Origin of the sequence: Methylacidiphilum infernorum V4 (assembly GCF_000019665.1) — a bacterium.
Taxonomy (GTDB): domain Bacteria; phylum Verrucomicrobiota; class Verrucomicrobiia; order Methylacidiphilales; family Methylacidiphilaceae; genus Methylacidiphilum; species Methylacidiphilum infernorum.
Genome location: NC_010794.1, coordinates 1,567,080 through 1,583,838, shown reverse-complemented (window position 1 = coordinate 1,583,838; position 16,759 = coordinate 1,567,080). Strand labels below are relative to the sequence as shown.

Here is a 16,759-nt window from a genome sequence, read left to right as displayed (position 1 = left end):
CTGCAATATTCAAGGATTCAAAGGTTTATTTAGCCCGTTTCTTTTAGTGTTTTTTCTAAAAGATCGTGCACGATCTGGGGGTTGGCTTGCCCTTTTGTTTTTTTCATGACGTAGCCCTTCAAGGCGTTGAGAGCGGCTAACTTCCCGGACCTGTAATCGGACACGCTCTTGGGGTTGGCCTCGATGGCTTCCCGGCATAGCCCTTGGAGCACCTCGACACTGGTAATCTGTCCTATTCCTTGTTCTTGGACGATTGCCGCAGGGCTTTTCTTTTCGGCGACCATCACCTTGACGATCTCCTTGGCTTGCTTCATGTGGAGCTTTCCCTGTTCAACGAGGTTGGAAAGCTCTGAAAAATATTCCGCAGGGATGGGAACGGCCGTTTCAAGATCCGAAGCCACGGCTAGGTAATCATTAATAAGGAAATTGGCTACGGCCACTTTATTCGATGCCGTGGAAGCGGCCTTTTCGAAATAGTCGGCCAGTTGCGGATCCGAGGCTAAAACGCTGGATTGATATTCGTTCAACCGGTAGACTTCGCAGAGCCTTTGTTTTTTTTGTTCGGGCAGTTCAGGGATCCTTTTCTTGGCCTCGGCAACCAGTTCTCCTTCGGTAACGACGGTAAGCAGATCAGGATCGGGAAAATACCTGTAGTCGTGGGCGTATTCCTTGGTCCTCATGGGAACCGTTTGACCTCTTAAATCATCCCATCGGAGGGTTTCCTGGGATATCTTGCTCCCCGTGGATAAAACATGAATTTGTCTTTGAATTTCATATTTTAAAGCCTTGCGCACCGCACTAATGCTGTTGAGATTCTTTATCTCGCACTTCGTTCCCCATTTTTTTTCTCCAGCGGGTTTAACACTCACGTTGACATCGCATCGAAGCTGGCCTTTTTCCATGTCACAATCGCTTACATTTCCGTACCTGAGTATTTGACGGAGAGCGGAAAGGTAAGCAAAAGCCTCTTCAGGACTCCGGATATCCGCCTCCGAGACGATTTCCATTAAGGGTGTGCCGGCACGGTTAAAATCTATCCCGCTATTTTCATCGAAATGAAAGGATTTTCCCACGTCTTCTTCAAGATGGACCCTGACGATCCGGATTTTTTTCCTCTCCTGGGCTTGGGGATCCTTTTGAGCATCCTTGGGAAAAGCTAAAGGGTAGAGTTGGACAGAACCGCCTTTGCAAAGGGGTTGATCGTACTGTGAAATCTGGTAATTCTTGGGCATGTCCGGATAGAAGTAATTTTTCCTATCGAATTTTCCTCTGCGGGCGATTTCAGATCCAAGCATTAACCCCGTTTGGATTGTCAGGATAATGGCCTCTTTATTGGGCGAGGGCAGTGCACCGGGTAACCCCAAGCAGACGGGGCAAACCCGGCTGTTGGGTGTTGCTCCATATTCAACGGCGCAGCCGCAAAAAAGCTTGGTTTGAGTTTTTAGCTGAACGTGAACTTCTAAGCCAATTATCGCTTCATAGTCCATAATAGCAAACGGTTATGCGGTTAAAGCTCTACAGGGGTAGGCCATCGGCACCCCCTCCACCCGTTGGTCCTCCTAGAGGGGGTAGGGGTGGAACCCAACCCGTGGTTTTCTGATAAATATAACCTAAAGCCAAAATAGTTTCTTCTTTCCATGCCGGTCCGATGAGCTGGAACCCGATGGGCAATCCTTCGGTGGATCGTCCACAGGGAATAGAGAGGGCACAAATCCCCGCAAGATTAACGGCGATCGTAAATATATCGGCTAAGTACATCTGCAAGGGATCGCTTGTTTTTTCACCAATGCGAAAAGCACAAAAGGGCGAGGTGGGGGTTAAGAGGGCTTGGCATTTTTGAAAAGCCAAGGAAAAGTCCTGCTTAATCTTTTCCTTGACCTTTAAAGCACGCAGGTAATAGGCATCGTAATAGCCCGAGCTCAGGACATAAGTTCCAAGCAGAATTCTCCTTTTGACTTCGGAGCCAAAACCTTCATCCCTTGTTTTGCCGTAATAATCGATGAGATCGTTGTAATTTTTGGCCCGTTTCCCGTAGCGGATACCATCGAACCTGGCCAGATTGGCGGAGGCTTCGGCAGTGGCAAGAATATAATAAGTGGCGACCGCATAAGGAGTATGGGGTAAGGAAACTTCTTCAATTTTTACCCCTAGCTTTTCATAATGGCCGATGACTTGGCTGAGGGCTTGGCGTACTTCCCCGTCAATGCCCTCGATGAAATACTCCTTGGGTATTCCCAGCACAAAGTCTTTAAGAGGACGGTTCTCGAGCAGCTCCGAAAAACGGGGGACGGGTAGCTTTTCAGAAGTGTTGTCAAAGGGATCGAAGCCCGAGATGACCTCGAGGAGTAAGGCGGCATCTTCGACGGTCTTCGTTATCGGTCCGATCTGGTCTAAACTGGAAGCAAAAGCCGTCAGGCCATATCGAGAGACTCTCCCGTAGGTGGGCTTGAGTCCAACGCAACCACAAAAAGCAGCAGGCTGGCGAATGGAGCCTCCCGTATCGCTTCCAAGGGCACAGAAGGCTTCATGGGCGGCGACCGCCGCAGCAGAACCTCCACTACTTCCTCCAGGGACTCTCTCGGTATTCCAGGGGTTGCGGGTTATCCCCACCGAAGAATTTTCCGTGGAAGATCCCATGGCGAATTCATCCATGTTTGTTCTTCCCAGCAAAATGGCTCCCGCTTTTTTTAACTTCTCGATGACGGTGCTATCGTAAGGAGCGAGGTAACCCTCCAGGATACGGGAAGCGCACCGGCAAGGCTCGCCAAGCACGTTAATGTTGTCTTTTATGGCTACGGGCACACCTCCCAGGGGAAGAGAAATGTCTGCTTTCTTGGAAGCTTCAAGGGCTCTTTCATGGTTGAGATAGATGTAAGCGAAAATCTTGGGGTCGACTTCCGCTATTCTGCAAAGGAGGTTTTCAACAACTTCCAACGGACTGACTTCTTTTTGAACAAGAAGCCTCCGAAGCTCTTTGACTGAAAGTTCAAACAATTTCACTCTATGATCTTCGGTACGATAAATAGGTTATTAAATTCACTCGGAGCATTACGAAGGGCTTCTTCCACGGTGAAGCTCTTTAAGGGAATGTCTTCGCGCAGGTTGTTTTCAAAGCCCTCTTCTTCTCCTTTTAGAACGACATCGTCAATTTTCACTTCCTTGAGTTTCTCAATATAGTCGAGAATCGAGGAAAACTGCTCACCGAAAATTTTTTTTTCATCAGGGCTTAGAGATATCCTTGCCAGATCGGCAACATATTCTATATCCATCGAAAGCTTTTCCATTCTATAAGGAGTAAAAGATAAAAAGCGGAGATTCAAGTAGGAAAAAATAAATATACACTGTTCTTGATCCTCATCGGCCTTTACAATAATTTTCCATCATGTTTTTTACCGTGGAGCTTGCGGTTATTGCTTTTGTGACAACTCTACCAAGGGGTAGGGAAGCCAAGCCAAAAGAAGAGGTTATAGATCTATGTCGAGCATGAATCCCAAAAGAGAGTATGCCATAAGTCCTAGACGCAGCGAGGATTTCCCCGAATGGTACCAGCAGGTGATTGCGGCGGCAGACCTTGCGGAAAATTCCGAGGTGAGGGGTTGCATGATCATCAAACCCTGGGGTTATGCCTTGTGGGAACGGATCCAAAAAGAACTCGATCTGCGCATTAAAAAAACGGGCCATAAGAACGTGTATTTTCCCCTTTTTATTCCTCTGGAGTATCTCCAAAAGGAAGCTGAACACGTGGAGGGTTTTGCCAAGGAATGCGCCGTGGTTACCCATCATAGGCTTGAAAAAGGAGTTGACGGCAAGCTTCATCCCGCCTCGCCTCTTACTGAACCGCTGGTTATCAGGCCGACCTCTGAAACCATAATAGGAGCAGCCTTTTCGAGGTGGATTCAATCTTACCGTGACTTACCCCTACTGATTAACCAGTGGGCCAACGTGGTAAGGTGGGAGATGAGACCGAGGCTTTTTTTGAGAACCACCGAGTTTCTTTGGCAAGAAGGCCACACGGTCCATGCCAGCCCCGAGGAAGCCCGGCAAGAAGCTCTTTCTATTGTCAAACTCTATGAAGAATTTATGCGCGGCTATTTAGCCTTGCCGGTAATTGTCGGGGAGAAGCCCGAAAGTGAAAGGTTCCCCGGGGCGGATAACACCTATACTCTTGAAGCGATGGTCCAGGATAGAAAGGCTGTACAGGTAGGAACTTCTCATTTCCTCGGTCAAAACTTTTCAAAAGCGAATAACATCCGGTTTCTCGACAAGGAAGGGAAGATGCAATTTGCCTGGACCTCTAGCTGGGGAGTAAGTACAAGGCTTATTGGGACACTGATCATGGCTCACGGGGATGATAACGGCTTGGTACTTCCCCCAACGGTTGCTCCACTCCAGGTCGTTATCCTTCCCTTGGTGAAAAAAGAGGAAGACAAAACGAAAATTTTGGATTTTGCCCATCAAATAGCAGGGGAAATAGAAAAGATCGATTTTGCCGGAGAAAAGCTCAGGGTAGAAGTAGATAAAAGAGAAATGGGGGGTGGGGTCAAGTCTTGGGAGTGGATAAAAAAGGGCGTTCCTTTGCGGGTGGAAATTGGTCCCCAAGAAGTCTCTTCAAGGTTGCTGACCGTAAAAAGAAGAGACAAAGAATTAAAAGAGAGGGAGCAGTTCACTTTTGAAGGGTTTCTGGAGAGACTGCCCGCCTTGCTTGCGGATATACAGAAGGAGATTTATGCCCGGGCCGAAAACTTCCTCCAAGATAACAGCCGGTTTATAGATTCTAAAGAAGAATTTTATGCGTTTTTCTCCTCCCAGGATCAGCAGGGTAAAGAAACCACGGGCGGCTTTGCCTATACCCACTGGGATGGATCCAGGGAAACGGAAGAAAAACTGAAAGAGGATCTAAAGATTACTATTCGCTGTATTCCTTTTGAACAGGATAAAGAAGACAAACAGGGAACCTGTCCTTTTTCGGGCAATCCCAGTCAACAAAGAGTCGTTTTTGCTAAAGCCTATTAAAGAAGCTTTCTGTTTACTTTAGACTTTAAACCAAGACTTAAAGGCAGGAAGAAAGAGATCTTCCTGCTTTTTAAGCTTGGTTTTAAGAATGGGCTTCTTTTTGAGGAGCTGGGGAATGTTTTTTTTCTTCTAATTTTTTCAACACGATTTCTGCGGGACAAAACCCGCTAAAAGCGGATTGAAACAAGTTCAACCCTACAAAAGCGGTGAGCAAAAGCCACCACTTGCTTAGAAAAGAAAGCCCCAAGCTGATTAACACTAAACTGCCCGCTAAAGCTCTAATTTTCCTTTCGATGCTCATCTTTGCCTCCTTTCTAATAATAGAATAAACAGGGTAAAGGATAAAATCAACTGGATATTACATGAACTTACAGTTCAAGGATCAATCCTTCTCCGCCCTTATGCCTGGACGGAGGCAGGCCTGGAAAGAGGGCTTTCTTTTTGTCCCCCTTTCTTTTTTTTCATAAGAAGGTAATAAAAGACGGGCACGGCCGTTCTGGACAATAGGGTTGAGGCGATTTCCCCGGCCATCAAGGATAAAGCCATACCCTGGAATATCGGGTCAAAGAGGATGACCGAGCTGCCGACAATGACTGAAGAGGCGGTGAGAAGCATGGGCCTAAATCTAACGGCTCCGGCTTCTATCACGGCTTCTTCAAGTTTATCCCCATGGGCTAAACGCAATTCTATGAAGTCAACCAATATAATCGCATTTCTGACAACGATTCCCGCCCCGGCGATCATGCCGATCATGGACGTAGCGGTGAAAAACATTCCCGTAAGCCAGTGGGCGGGCAATATACCCACAAGAGACAAGGGGATGGGAAGCATGACCGCCCAGGGAGTTTTAAAGGATTGGAACCAGCCTACGACAAGGATGAAAATGAGCACTAAAACGATTCCGAAAGCCGTCCCCAAGTCTCTAAACACTTCGTAGGTGACCTGCCATTCTCCATCCCACTTTACGGCCCAAGAAAGGGGGTTGATAGGCTGGTGGGTGAAAAGAATTTCTAGGGGTTTCCCGTCAGGTCCCCGAATTTGACTTAATTTTTTCTGAAAATCGATGATCGCATAAACGGGACTGCCGACCTCGTTTGTCACATCGGCAAGAACATAAGAGACGGGCATGAGGTTTTTATGATACAAGGAATGGTGCTGATAGCCCATAATCTTGCTCACAAGGGTATCAATCGGTATAAGCCTCATGAACCGTGAAAGTAAAGATATAGAAAGGGCGGGGCTATCCTTGGACCTGTCTTCCTTGGGCAACCGGACAAGGATGTCTACCGGCTCCGGCTCATCCTTGAGATGGGCCAGGCCGGGACTTTTCCCATGTAAAGCGATCGCGATGGATTGGGCGATAAGCTCCGAAGAAAGGCCGTTTAAAGAAGATTTGACGATGTCAACATCAAGCCTTTCCAAGGGAAAATCGGCTTCTTCGTAGGTGGCAATGTCGGTAATCCCGGGAGTATCTTTCAAGAGTTGCTCCAGTTTAAGAGCTAAATTTCTTCTCTCGATGAAATCAGGGCCGTAGACTTCAAGAACAAGCGTGGAGAGGACGGGGGGGCCTGGAGGAACTTCGGCTACTTGGGCGTGAGCCCCTTCAGCATGGGCGATGGCATTAATCTCTTTGCGGATGCTTTCGGCAATGTCGTGGCTTTGTCTTTTTCTTTTATGCTTATCCACCAGGTTAACCTGGAGGTCGCCTTGGTAGGGATTTTCCCGGAGAAAATAATGCCGGATGAGCCCGTTAAAATTATAGGGAGAGTGGGTTCCGGCCTGGATTTCAATATTTTTAACTTCCTTGAGGCTCAGGGCGACCTTAGCCATTTTGTCCAGCACCGCTTCGGTTTTTTCAACAGGAGTGCCCTCCGGCATGTTGAGGATGACCTGGAATTCGTTTTTGTTGTCGAAGGGCAACATCTTGGCCCGGACGACTTTTAAAGGGATCAAGGCAACCGCGCCGAGCAAAAGAACGGTGAGGAGCAAAAGGAAAAGAATGCGTATGAAAGGATTATAGATAAGGGGAGTCATGACAAATCTATAGATACGGGTGAGCAGATCCTCTCCTTTGTCTTTTGTTTCTTTGATCCCCTTGAGAAAGAGATCGGCTGCCCATGGAGTGACCGATAAAGAAACCAGCATCGAAAAGATCATGGCTGCACTGGCTCCTATAGGTATGGGGCGCATGTAGGGTCCCATGAGACCTCCGACGAAAGCCATGGGCAAAATGGCTGCGATGACCGCCATGGTGGCCAAGACAAGGGGGCTGACAATCTCTTCCATGGCCCCGATGGTGATTGTGAGCAGGCTTTTACCCTTGTTGACGGCTAAGTGGATGTGCCTGACTATGTTTTCAATGCCGACTATAGGGTCATCAACGAGAATACCGATGGTAAAAATAAGGGCGAAAAGAGTCACCCTGTTGATCGTAAAACCGAAAATGTAAAAGGTAAGCAAGGTTAATGCCAGGGTTGTGGGAATGGCGATAATCACGACGATGGCCGCTCTGATTCCTAGGGCAAACCAGATGAGTAGGCTCACCCCGACGATGGCTATACCCATATGTTTCAGCAGTTCGTTCGATTTATCCGCCGCCGTTTCTCCATAATTTCTTGTAATGATATATTGGACATCGCTAGGGAGTATCTTCCCTTCTAATTCTTTGATTGTGCCCAGGATTTTGTTAGCCAAAAAGGTGGCATTTGATCCTTTTCTTTTTGCCAGGGAAAGGGTGACCGCGGAGACTTTTCCTGAAAGCTTTTCTTTTTCATCCCATGAAGGACCGGCTATGAGGCTTACCTCTCTTTCTTCTTGATCCGGGCCATCGACAATTTGGGCTACGTCCTTCAAGTAAACAACCTGTCCTTGACTAACCCCGACAACAAGATTTTCCAGGTCTTCTTTTTTCTGGATAAAAGAATTTGGCTCGACATCGATCAGTCTTGGCTCTGTCTCAATATGTCCTGCCGGCATTCTTACATTGGTTTGGAGAATAAGTTTATAGATTTCTTGGGGAGAAAGGAGTCTTTTGGCGATTTTCGAGGGATCGAAAAATATCTGGAATTGCCTTTTTCTTCCCCCTATGATCGTTGTTTCAGACACATCGGGCAGATGATTGATGCTATCCCTGAGCGTGGCTACGATCCTTCTTAATTCCAAGGGCGAACGCTTGAGGCTATAAAAAGTAAGGGCAAGAATGGGAACGTCGTCTATGGATCTTGTTTTTATCAAGGGCGTGGATGCTCCCGGTGGAAGGAAATCCAGGTTGGAATAAATCTTGGTATAAAGCTTGATCAAGCTTTTCTCCATATCTTCTCCAACCTTGAATCGGACAATAAAAAGGGCACCGTTGGGAGCCGCGGTCGAATAAACATATTCAACGCCGGAGATCTGCCAGAAAACCCTTTCGCCGTTGGTGACAATTCTTTTTTCCACTTCCTGGGGACTGGCTCCCGGCATGGAAACAAAAACATCGAACAGGGGGACGATAATTTGGGGTTCTTCTTCTCGAGGAAGCTGGTAGAGGGCAAAGCTCCCCAAAAGGATAGAAGCTAAAACCAAAAGGGGGGTGATCTTCGATTGGGAAAAGAACCCGATAAATTTGCCGGCCCACCGCCCTCCATGAATTTTTGTTTCAGCTTCGTCCATGGTTATTCTTCACCTCCCAGCTCACTTGCTAATTTTTCCACTTGATAATCGTCTAGTTGACCGGAAAGAAAATAAAGCTTTGCTTTCGAGGACTCGTAGCGGGCAACGCTTTCGAGGTAACTCACTTCTACCTGCAATCCATACACTCGAGCTTGGATGAGATCGGCAATGGTTTTGCGTCCTTCCCTGTAAAGGTCCCTGGTCATCAGGATGGATTGGGTGGCATCCATGAGGGATCGGTAGAGGATTTCTGAATCCCTGTAGGCGCTTTCCAAGTCGGTTACCGCTTCAGCCAGCTTGGTTTGTATGGTGTCTTTTAAAACGTTTTCTTCATGCCTGAGTTGTTCTTCAGCGGCTTTTGCCCTTTTAATTCTTGGATCTCGGGAAGGATCGAATAGGGCCATGGTCCCTAGGACTCCCACGGTGTAGCTTCTTCCCCCCGTGGTAAAGTTGTCACTGTCCAACATGCCTGAGGCAAACCCGTTGACGTTGGGCATAATGGAATCTTTTTCTTTTTTTACTTCCGTATGCTGAACTTGAATCTGGTGTCTTAAAGCGGCCAGATCGCCTCGATAAAGGATAGCCTCCTGGACCCAGGCATTGAGCGGTTTTGAAACTTTTTTCGGCTTGGGAAGGTTTTTTGGAATGGCAATTTCAGCTTCCGCCGGAGTACCGGCCAAGGTATTTAAAGTCACAAGGGCCACTTTTTTTCTCGATTGATACCCATTTTTGGATTGTTCTATGGATGCGGCCAAGGATCTGCCCATGTAGAAATCAGCACCAAGTACAAGCCCTTGTTCCATAAGCTGTAAAGCCTCGTTAAGATCCGTCTTCGAGGATTCCAGTTGGGAGAGTGCCTTATAGAGTTCGGCATCGGCAAATAGCAGGCTTACCCAGGCGTCTATCGTTAAAAAGGAAGCTTCCATCCGAGTGTACTTTTCTTCTTCTTCCCGGGCTTTAATCGCATCCTTGGCTGCCTTGACCGAGTCGATGGTCTGCATGGCGTCAAATATCGGGAAAATCGCAAGTAGTCCTGCATTTTGATTAGAAACCGTCCCGGGATGGTTGATGGTATTGACATTGAAATCTTGAGCCGTGAAATTGCGCTCGGTCAGGTGCATCATAAAGCCTAGGATCGGATTGTCCGAAGTGATCGTATCGGCCCATCCATAAAGCCTTGGGTAGTAACCGGATTCGGCTAGGGCTTTCTGGGCGATCGCCTCGGAAAGCTTGGCGTGCTTCTTCTTGAGCTCAGGGTAATGGGCAAGAATTTTTTTCCAAACCGCTATGAATACCGCCTTCCCTCCTTTGCCTCGAAATCCATCGAGACTGCGGGATGCTTGATTTCTTTTAAAGGCCAGTTCCACCTGTTCTGCTTGGGCAGATGAATAACCGGCCATAGGCTGGTCCTTCCCTTCCGAGGGTAAGAGGGCGGGAGCAACGGGAGGAGAAGCCGGAGGGGTCCCTGTAGGACTTTCCATGCCGGCAGGTTGCTCATTTGGGGGATCAGCCGGTTCGGATCGAAGCTGGAGGACATTCAAACCGTAAAAGCCCAAGAGGATAGGGAATATTAAGAAAAGTTTTTTGGCCATGACCCGATCCGCGCTTCAAAGTTTTATCGCATTATCCTTGATGAACTCTTTGAAGTTATTTTTAAAGTTTTTATAAGAAGTAGGCGACAATTATGTACAGATTTTTTATTATGACATAAAAGGAAACGATCGATTTTGGTCATACAGGAGGAAGTATGTAATGACAAGAAATAATAGGGAAAATTTTCGGCGATTCAATTTTTTTCTCGGGATGATTAAGAAGGGGTGATTTTAAGCTTAGTTTTATTGAAAAAAAGTTTTTTAATTTTTAGCATTGCTTGTGGGAAAGATCTTAAAATAGAGAAAAAAAGGATTATTTTATAGCTATGAGTTATCACCGAATGACCTTAAGCAAGTTTTTATTGGAACAGCGCAAGAAAGGGGTTATTGATCCTGATCTTGGTTCGTTGATCAACGATATTGAAAGTGCCTGCAAGTACGTGGCTGCAGCCGTCTCTAAGGGGAAGCTCATCTCCCAAGAAGTCAACGTAACGATTAATGTCCAGGGAGAGGAACAGAAACCTTTAGATGTTATCGCCAATGAAATTTTCCTGAAGATTTGCGAACAGGGAGACCAGTTGCAGGGCATGGTGTCTGAAGAAATGGAAAGTCCCTACATCATTCCTCCCGAGCATAGGCGGGGAAAATACTTGCTGATTTATGATCCTTTGGATGGTTCTTCTAATTTGGACGTGAATCTTACCGTGGGGTCAATTTTCTCGGTTTTGAAGGCCCCGGAATCCGGGGAGCCGTTGGAAGAAAAGCATTTTTTGAGGCCGGGCAGAGAACAGCTGGCGGCGGGTTTTACCCTCTACGGGCCCAGCGTGATGTTTATTTTAACCTTGGGCAACGGGGTACACGGCTTTACCCTGGACCGGGAAGTAGGCATCTTTACTCTTACCCATCCCGACATGCGTATAACTCCATCGACCAAGGAGTTTGCGATCAATGCTTCCAATGAGAGATTTTGGGAGCCCCCCGTCCGTCGTTACGTCGAAGAATGCATAAAAGGGAAAACTGGCCCGAGGGGAAAAGATTTCAACATGCGTTGGATAGCCTCTATGGTCGCTGAAGTTTATCGCATCCTTATTCGAGGTGGGCTCTTCATGTATCCCAGGGATACCAAGGATCTTTCAAAACCGGGAAGGCTGCGATTGCTTTACGAGGCCAATCCCATGGGCTTCATTGTCGAGCAAGCCGGGGGCATGATTTCTACGGGCAGGGAATCGATCCTAGACATCGTTCCAAGGAGTCTTCACCAGCGTATAGCCGTTATCCTAGGATCCAAGGAAGAGGTTGAACTGCTCAACCGCTACCACAATGATTACGACAGCGGCAAACAAGAGGAATTTGAATCTCCCCTTTTTTCCACCCGATCCCTTTTTAGAAACCCCTAACTGAGAACAAAAAGGCTTATGTCTGCTAAACATCCCATCATTTCCATCACGGGTTCTTCCGGTGCAGGAACGACTACCGTCAAGGTAGCTTTTCAACATATTTTTCGCCGGGAAAAAATTAATGCTTTTATTATCGAAGGCGATGCCTTTCATCGGTACGACCGCCAAGAGATGCGGGCGAAAATGGAAGAAATGGAAAAGAAAGGCAATCCCCATTTCAGCCATTTTGGACCGGAAGCCAACCTTTTTGAAGAACTCGAAGCCCTTTTTAAAGAATACGGAGAAACCGGAAGGGGAAAATACCGCAAGTATTTGCATAATGAAGAAGAAGCGGCTCCCTACGGGCAAAAGCCGGGTACATTTACTCCCTGGCAGGAAATTCCCGAGGGGACGGACTTGCTTTTTTATGAAGGTCTGCATGGAGCCCTGGTTACGGATAAAGTTAACGTGGTGCAGTATACCGATCTGCCGATCGGTATTGTCCCCATAATAAACTTGGAATGGATACAAAAGCTCCATCGGGATAAAAAGGAAAGGGGATATGCTCATGAAGATGTCGTTCATACCATTTTGCGGAGAATGCCTGATTACGTGAACTATATCTGCCCTCAGTTTTCCCACACCGCGGTAAACTTCCAAAGGGTTCCCATTGTGGATACATCGAATCCTTTTATCGCCCGGGATATTCCTTCTCCGGATGAAAGCATGCTTGTGATCCGGTTCCGTAATCCCAAGGGGATCGATTTTCCTTATCTTTTGTCGATGCTCAAGGATTCCTTTATGTCTAGGCCCAATACGATCGTCTGCCCGGGATCGAAAATGCCCCTAGCCATCGAACTGATTTTTACCCCGATGATCTGGCAGCTGATGCATAGAAAAAGGCTGAGTTCCTAACCGTTGAAGGGATGTTCTTTTTGTGAGCCTCTTTAAATGGACAAGGAATCAAGTCCTGGGTTTTCTTGGTAGTCCCGGGCGGATTCGAACCGCCGACCCGCGCTTTAGGAAAGCGCTGCTCTATCCTTCTGAGCTACGGGACCTTTTTGCTCATTTGTATATTATATGTGTGAATAGGGGAATTTGTAAAAACAGTAAATCATTTCTTGCTTGTCGGCCATGTTTTTTAGAAGCCTTTTGCCCTCGTTCATCGAGTCGGGAGTTTTAGCTTGTTGGCCTTCGTTTTAAATGATAAGCATCGCATCTCCATAACTGTAGAAGCGGTAGGATTTTTGGATGGCTTCTGCGTAGGCTTTTTTAAGCAGCTCGGTCCCGGCAAAGGCGCAGGTTAACAGGAACAAGCTTGATCTAGGCAGATGGAAGTTCGTGATCAAGGCATTGGTCCTTTTAAAGGTAAAGGGAGGAAAGATAAAGAGATCGGTCCAGCCTTGTTGGGGCTCTAGGTTTTTGATAGTTTCTAAGACGCGGACGACGGTCGTCCCTACGGCGACGATGCGTCTTCCGGGCTTATACTTTTCTTTGAGGCTGGAATCGATGGAATAGTATTCGGCTTCCAGCCTTCCCGTTGCAAGCTGTTCGGTAGAAAGGGGCCGAAACGTACCCGGACCCACGTGTAGGGTAATGAAAGCGGTTGAAAACTGTTCCAGCATTTCTTTTGAAAAGTGCAATCCAGCCGTAGGAGCGGCAATGGATCCTGGATGTTGCGCAAAGACCGTCTGGTAATATTCTCTGTCCTTTTGTTCGATCTCAACCCGGTTTTTCTTTTTCCTCAGCTTCCTGATGTAGGGAGGTAAGGGAGGAAGGCCAAGCCATTCAAGCTTGGGTTCCTCGTCGAATTCAAGGACATAGTAAGCGCTTTGCAGCTTGGAGCTGAGGCGTGCGGTGATGGGAGAATTCGGATTTTGCGTTGGACATTTGATAGGGATAATAGAACCCATCTTGAGATGCTTTCCGGGGGAAGCCATCACCTTCCAATGAAGGGGATCGAGGGATTGAACGAAAAGGAAAGTCGTTTTTTCATCGGCTGATTGAAAGAAGGCGGGAATAACCTTGGAATTGTTAAGGACTAGAAGGTCTTCCTTGGAAAGAAAAAGGGCCAATTCGTAAAAGCGGTGGTGATAAAAACGTTGCGTTTTCCTATCCACGACCATCAATTTACAGCCATCTCTTGAGGGAAGCGGATCAAGCGCGATCAATTCCGAAGGTAAATCAAAACTGTAATGGTCGATGAAATTCATCTTTTACCCCTGTTCCTAAAAATAAACGAAAGGCGGAAGGAACAAACGCTAAAAAAGATTATTCCTAAATGTAATTAGAGGTATAATCAAATACTCTAGATGAGAAAAAAAATTTTGATTAAATTTAAAATAGAGTATATCTATAGAGAAAAAACAAATGCAATATAGTTCATCCCGTCATCAACGGCTTCCCCGTCACGAAGTGGTAAGCCAATGGATAAGAAGCGAAATCGATTCCGGAAGGCTTGGAATCGGTGCACAGTTGCCTTCTGAAAAAGAACTCCAAAAGACTTTTAACATCAGCCGGATTACCGTCCGAAGAGCCCTTCAGACCCTGGAATCCGAGGGGCTGATTTACCGGAAACAGGGGCTGGGGTCTTTTGTTGCCGATTATAGGGTAAGACACGGGTTGGTCCGGTTGACCGACTTTTCTGAAGATATTTCTGGTGCGGGCATAGAGCCTTCTTCAAAAGTCCTCTTTTATGCCCAGGAAAATGCTTCCGAGGAGGTTGCTCTCACCTTGGGCATTGAACCCCACAGCGTTTGTGCGCGGTTGGATAGGTTAAGGCTTGGAAATGGAAGACCCATAGCCTTCGACAGAACCTGGCTGCCTCTTTATTATGCAAGGCTTCTTGATGGCCGGGATCTCAGCAAGGAAACGATTTATCAAATTTTACAACGCGAATATAAGATTCCTGTTGTTCGTGGACGCTATTTGATCGAGGCTGTGAATGCGGACAAAGAGCTGGCGGGTTATTTGGAGATCAAGGAAAACCAGGCCGTGCTTGCCATTTACCGGACTTCCTTTACGGTATCCGATCAGCCTATATACTTTCAGAAGCGATTTTACAGGTGTGATCGGGTAATTTACGAACTGGAGTTGGAAAGAGATCCTTCCAAAAACCCCTCTATCCCTTCGGCTTTGCCTTTGCGGCAATTTTCTCCTCTCTTTGTCCAAGTTCCCAAAAACGGCCAGGGCTTCAAAAAGTAGCCCCGCGTTTTCCCCTTTTCTATCCAGTCCTTGAGAATGGAAAACAACTTAAGTGGAGTTTTTTGCCTGAAAAGAAAGCTGTTCCTGGTGAAATTGACCGGGGGTTGGCTGCTCACAACCGGGATTCATCCGGTGCCAATAATGGCTGAATGATTCTTCATGCCTTCGGTTGCGGACAAAGTCTTCCAAGTACTCGCGGACCACGGAAGGAATTTCGTCCAGTTCCACGACCCTTTTTTGTAAGCTGGCCAACCTGTCTCCCGCTATGGAACCCCCGATATAAAGGGCATAGCGATTGGGTGCTCTCCCCACAAAGGCGATATCCGCATTGTAAGGCCGTGAACATCCATTGGGACAGCCGCTCATTCGGATGAGGATTTCCTCTTTGCTTAAACCCAGTTCTACGAGAATTTCTTCTATTTTGTCCATGATTTGGGGAAAGACCCTTTCGCTTTCGGCAAGGGCAAGACCGCAGGTCGGTAAGGCCACGCAAGCATGAGCAAAGTTGCGTGAAACGGTTTTCAAAGCTACGGGAAAAATGCGGTTTTGGCTCAGAACTTTCGTTATTTGTTCTTTTTTATCCTCGCCGAGGTCACACAAAAGGATATTGGCGTTGGGAGTAAGCCGAATGCCTGGCTGGTAATCTTCGACGATATGGCGGAGAACGGTTCTTAGAGGCAACGAAGGAAAGTCAGCGATGCGGCCGTTTTCGATTCTTATACCCAGGAAGTATTTTCCATCCCCCTGGGAATGCCATCCCAACCTGTCAGAAACACTGGAGAAAGAAAAGGGCTTGGGAGGTTCCGGGGAAAAAGAAAGCCTGCTGCCGACTTCGGAACGAAACCAATCGATGCCCCTTTCGTCGATAAGGTATTTAAGCCTTGCCCGTTTCCGATCTTCCCTATTGCCGAAATCTCTCTGGGTTTGAACTATGGCGATAGCCGTTTCAGCCGTCTTTTCTAGGGGGATATAAAAGAGGGGAACGGCTAGCTTTGGATAGGTTTTGACCAGTCCATGGGTCATCCCGTGGCTGCCTCCCACTAGAACCGTAAAGCCTTCGATTTTGTTGCTCGAAACGTGGGCCACAAATCCAAGGTCTTGAGAATAAATATCCACGTCATTACTGGGAGGAATGACAAAGCCGATTTTAAATTTCCTCGGAAGGTAAACCTTTCCGTAGATCGGTTCTTCTTCGGCCTGATCGGCTGTATCCTGTTCATATTCAACAGGGATGTTGTTGATCCATATTTCGGAGTAAGCCTTGCTTTTTGAAAGGAAAAGGTTGCTGATCGAGAGCGCCAGTTGCTGGACCTGGTCATGCACGCCATCTTTTATAGGGGAAGGAGGAGCCACGACATTCCTGACTACATCCCCACAAGCCCCCCATGTATGGATTCCCGAAGCGACGATCGAAGAAATGCACCGGCGCAGTCCTCCAAAAATCACCCCGTGTAGCTGGATTCCTTGTCGGGTTGTAATCCTAAGGGTTCCATTACCTACGGCATCGCTCAACCTATCCAACGAAAGATACTGGGAAGCCGTCATGGCTCCACCCGGGCATTTGGTGCGAACCATGAAGATCCATGCCTTGTCTAAACCGAGCTTTTTTCTTTCATTTCTTAAATCGCGGTTATCCTGCTGGTAGCAGCCATGAAATTTAAGGACTTGGGCATCCTCTTCTGAAAAATGGGTTTCGGATGCCTTTTTTAGAGTTTCTAAAAGGGCTCCGCGCAGGGCCCGGCTCTTCGCCTTAATCAGTTCAACAGGGGATGGCATAGCAATATTCTCTATAGATATAATAGGAAAATAAGATAAATTTAAAAAAATAAAAGAAAAAAATTGGAATTTGTGAAATCTTCTCTTGCGGCTTGTGTAACCCCATAAAAAAAGGTTTATCTTTTAGAAGAATTCCCCAAGGGCAAG

The 16,759-nt window shown here is 47.0% G+C and carries 12 protein-coding genes and 1 tRNA gene; 4 read left to right on the top strand and 9 right to left on the bottom strand.

Features of this window, described 5'->3' with window-relative positions; genetic code table 11:
- Positions 1–29 precede the first annotated feature (29 nt).
- The 3 genes from gatB to gatC are packed head-to-tail and all read right to left on the bottom strand — an operon-like array spanning position 30 to position 3,269.
- Complete coding sequence (gene gatB / locus MINF_RS07505; protein WP_012464030.1) at positions 30–1,487, bottom strand: Asp-tRNA(Asn)/Glu-tRNA(Gln) amidotransferase subunit GatB; 1,458 nt, start codon at positions 1,485–1,487, stop codon at positions 30–32.
- Positions 1,488–1,515: 28 nt separating this feature from the next.
- Complete coding sequence (gatA, locus tag MINF_RS07500) at positions 1,516–3,000, bottom strand: Asp-tRNA(Asn)/Glu-tRNA(Gln) amidotransferase subunit GatA (RefSeq protein ID WP_012464029.1); 1,485 nt, start codon at positions 2,998–3,000, stop codon at positions 1,516–1,518.
- Positions 2,997–3,269 carry an Asp-tRNA(Asn)/Glu-tRNA(Gln) amidotransferase subunit GatC gene (gene gatC, locus MINF_RS07495; RefSeq protein WP_238523466.1) on the bottom strand — a complete coding sequence of 91 codons (273 nt, stop codon included), beginning with the start codon at positions 3,267–3,269 and terminating at the stop codon, positions 2,997–2,999. Before gatC ends, gatA begins: the two co-directional genes overlap by 4 nt.
- Before the next feature lie 214 nt (positions 3,270–3,483).
- Between gatC and proS the strand changes: the two genes are divergently transcribed.
- On the top strand, positions 3,484–5,013 hold the full coding sequence (gene proS / locus MINF_RS07490) for a proline--tRNA ligase (protein ID WP_048810265.1): 1,530 nt from the start codon (positions 3,484–3,486) through the stop codon (positions 5,011–5,013).
- A gap of 82 nt (positions 5,014–5,095) precedes the next feature.
- On the opposite strand, the gene MINF_RS07485 is transcribed toward proS, so the two are convergent.
- The 3 genes from MINF_RS07485 to MINF_RS07475 form a co-directional block, all read right to left on the bottom strand.
- On the bottom strand, positions 5,096–5,314 hold the full coding sequence (locus MINF_RS07485; RefSeq protein ID WP_012464025.1) for a YgaP family membrane protein: 219 nt from the start codon (positions 5,312–5,314) through the stop codon (positions 5,096–5,098).
- A 98-nt stretch (positions 5,315–5,412) separates the two neighbouring features.
- A complete protein-coding gene (locus tag MINF_RS07480; RefSeq protein ID WP_012464024.1) occupies positions 5,413–8,664 on the bottom strand; it encodes an efflux RND transporter permease subunit in 3,252 nt (1,083 codons plus the stop codon).
- A 2-nt stretch (positions 8,665–8,666) separates the two neighbouring features.
- Positions 8,667–10,256: a TolC family protein gene (locus MINF_RS07475; protein ID WP_148205194.1), complete on the bottom strand. Its 1,590-nt coding sequence runs from the start codon at positions 10,254–10,256 to the stop codon at positions 8,667–8,669.
- Between the two features lie 326 nt (positions 10,257–10,582).
- Here MINF_RS07475 and MINF_RS07470 point away from each other — a divergent pair, with 326 nt between their 5' ends.
- Together MINF_RS07470 and MINF_RS07465 are read left to right on the top strand one after the other, a co-directional pair.
- The gene (locus MINF_RS07470) at positions 10,583–11,653 is read left to right on the top strand and encodes a class 1 fructose-bisphosphatase (RefSeq protein WP_012464020.1); all 1,071 of its coding nucleotides are present in this window, start codon (positions 10,583–10,585) and stop codon (positions 11,651–11,653) included.
- A gap of 18 nt (positions 11,654–11,671) precedes the next feature.
- Positions 11,672–12,547 (top strand): phosphoribulokinase, encoded by an 876-nt coding sequence (locus MINF_RS07465; protein ID WP_012464019.1) that lies wholly within the window; start codon positions 11,672–11,674, stop codon positions 12,545–12,547.
- A gap of 66 nt (positions 12,548–12,613) precedes the next feature.
- Here the strand turns inward: MINF_RS07465 and MINF_RS07460 are convergent.
- Positions 12,614–12,690 (bottom strand) — tRNA-Arg (locus MINF_RS07460).
- 141 nt (positions 12,691–12,831) lie between these two features.
- Positions 12,832–13,845 carry a tRNA preQ1(34) S-adenosylmethionine ribosyltransferase-isomerase QueA gene (gene queA, locus MINF_RS07455; protein ID WP_012464018.1) on the bottom strand — a complete coding sequence of 338 codons (1,014 nt, stop codon included), beginning with the start codon at positions 13,843–13,845 and terminating at the stop codon, positions 12,832–12,834.
- 157 nt (positions 13,846–14,002) lie between these two features.
- Between queA and MINF_RS07450 the strand changes: the two genes are divergently transcribed.
- Positions 14,003–14,836, top strand: coding sequence for a GntR family transcriptional regulator (locus tag MINF_RS07450; RefSeq protein ID WP_012464016.1), 834 nt, complete (start codon positions 14,003–14,005; stop codon positions 14,834–14,836).
- A 48-nt stretch (positions 14,837–14,884) separates the two neighbouring features.
- On the opposite strand, the gene MINF_RS07445 is transcribed toward MINF_RS07450, so the two are convergent.
- The gene (locus MINF_RS07445) at positions 14,885–16,612 is read right to left on the bottom strand and encodes an NADPH-dependent assimilatory sulfite reductase hemoprotein subunit (RefSeq protein WP_012464015.1); all 1,728 of its coding nucleotides are present in this window, start codon (positions 16,610–16,612) and stop codon (positions 14,885–14,887) included.
- Positions 16,613–16,759 lie beyond the last annotated feature (147 nt).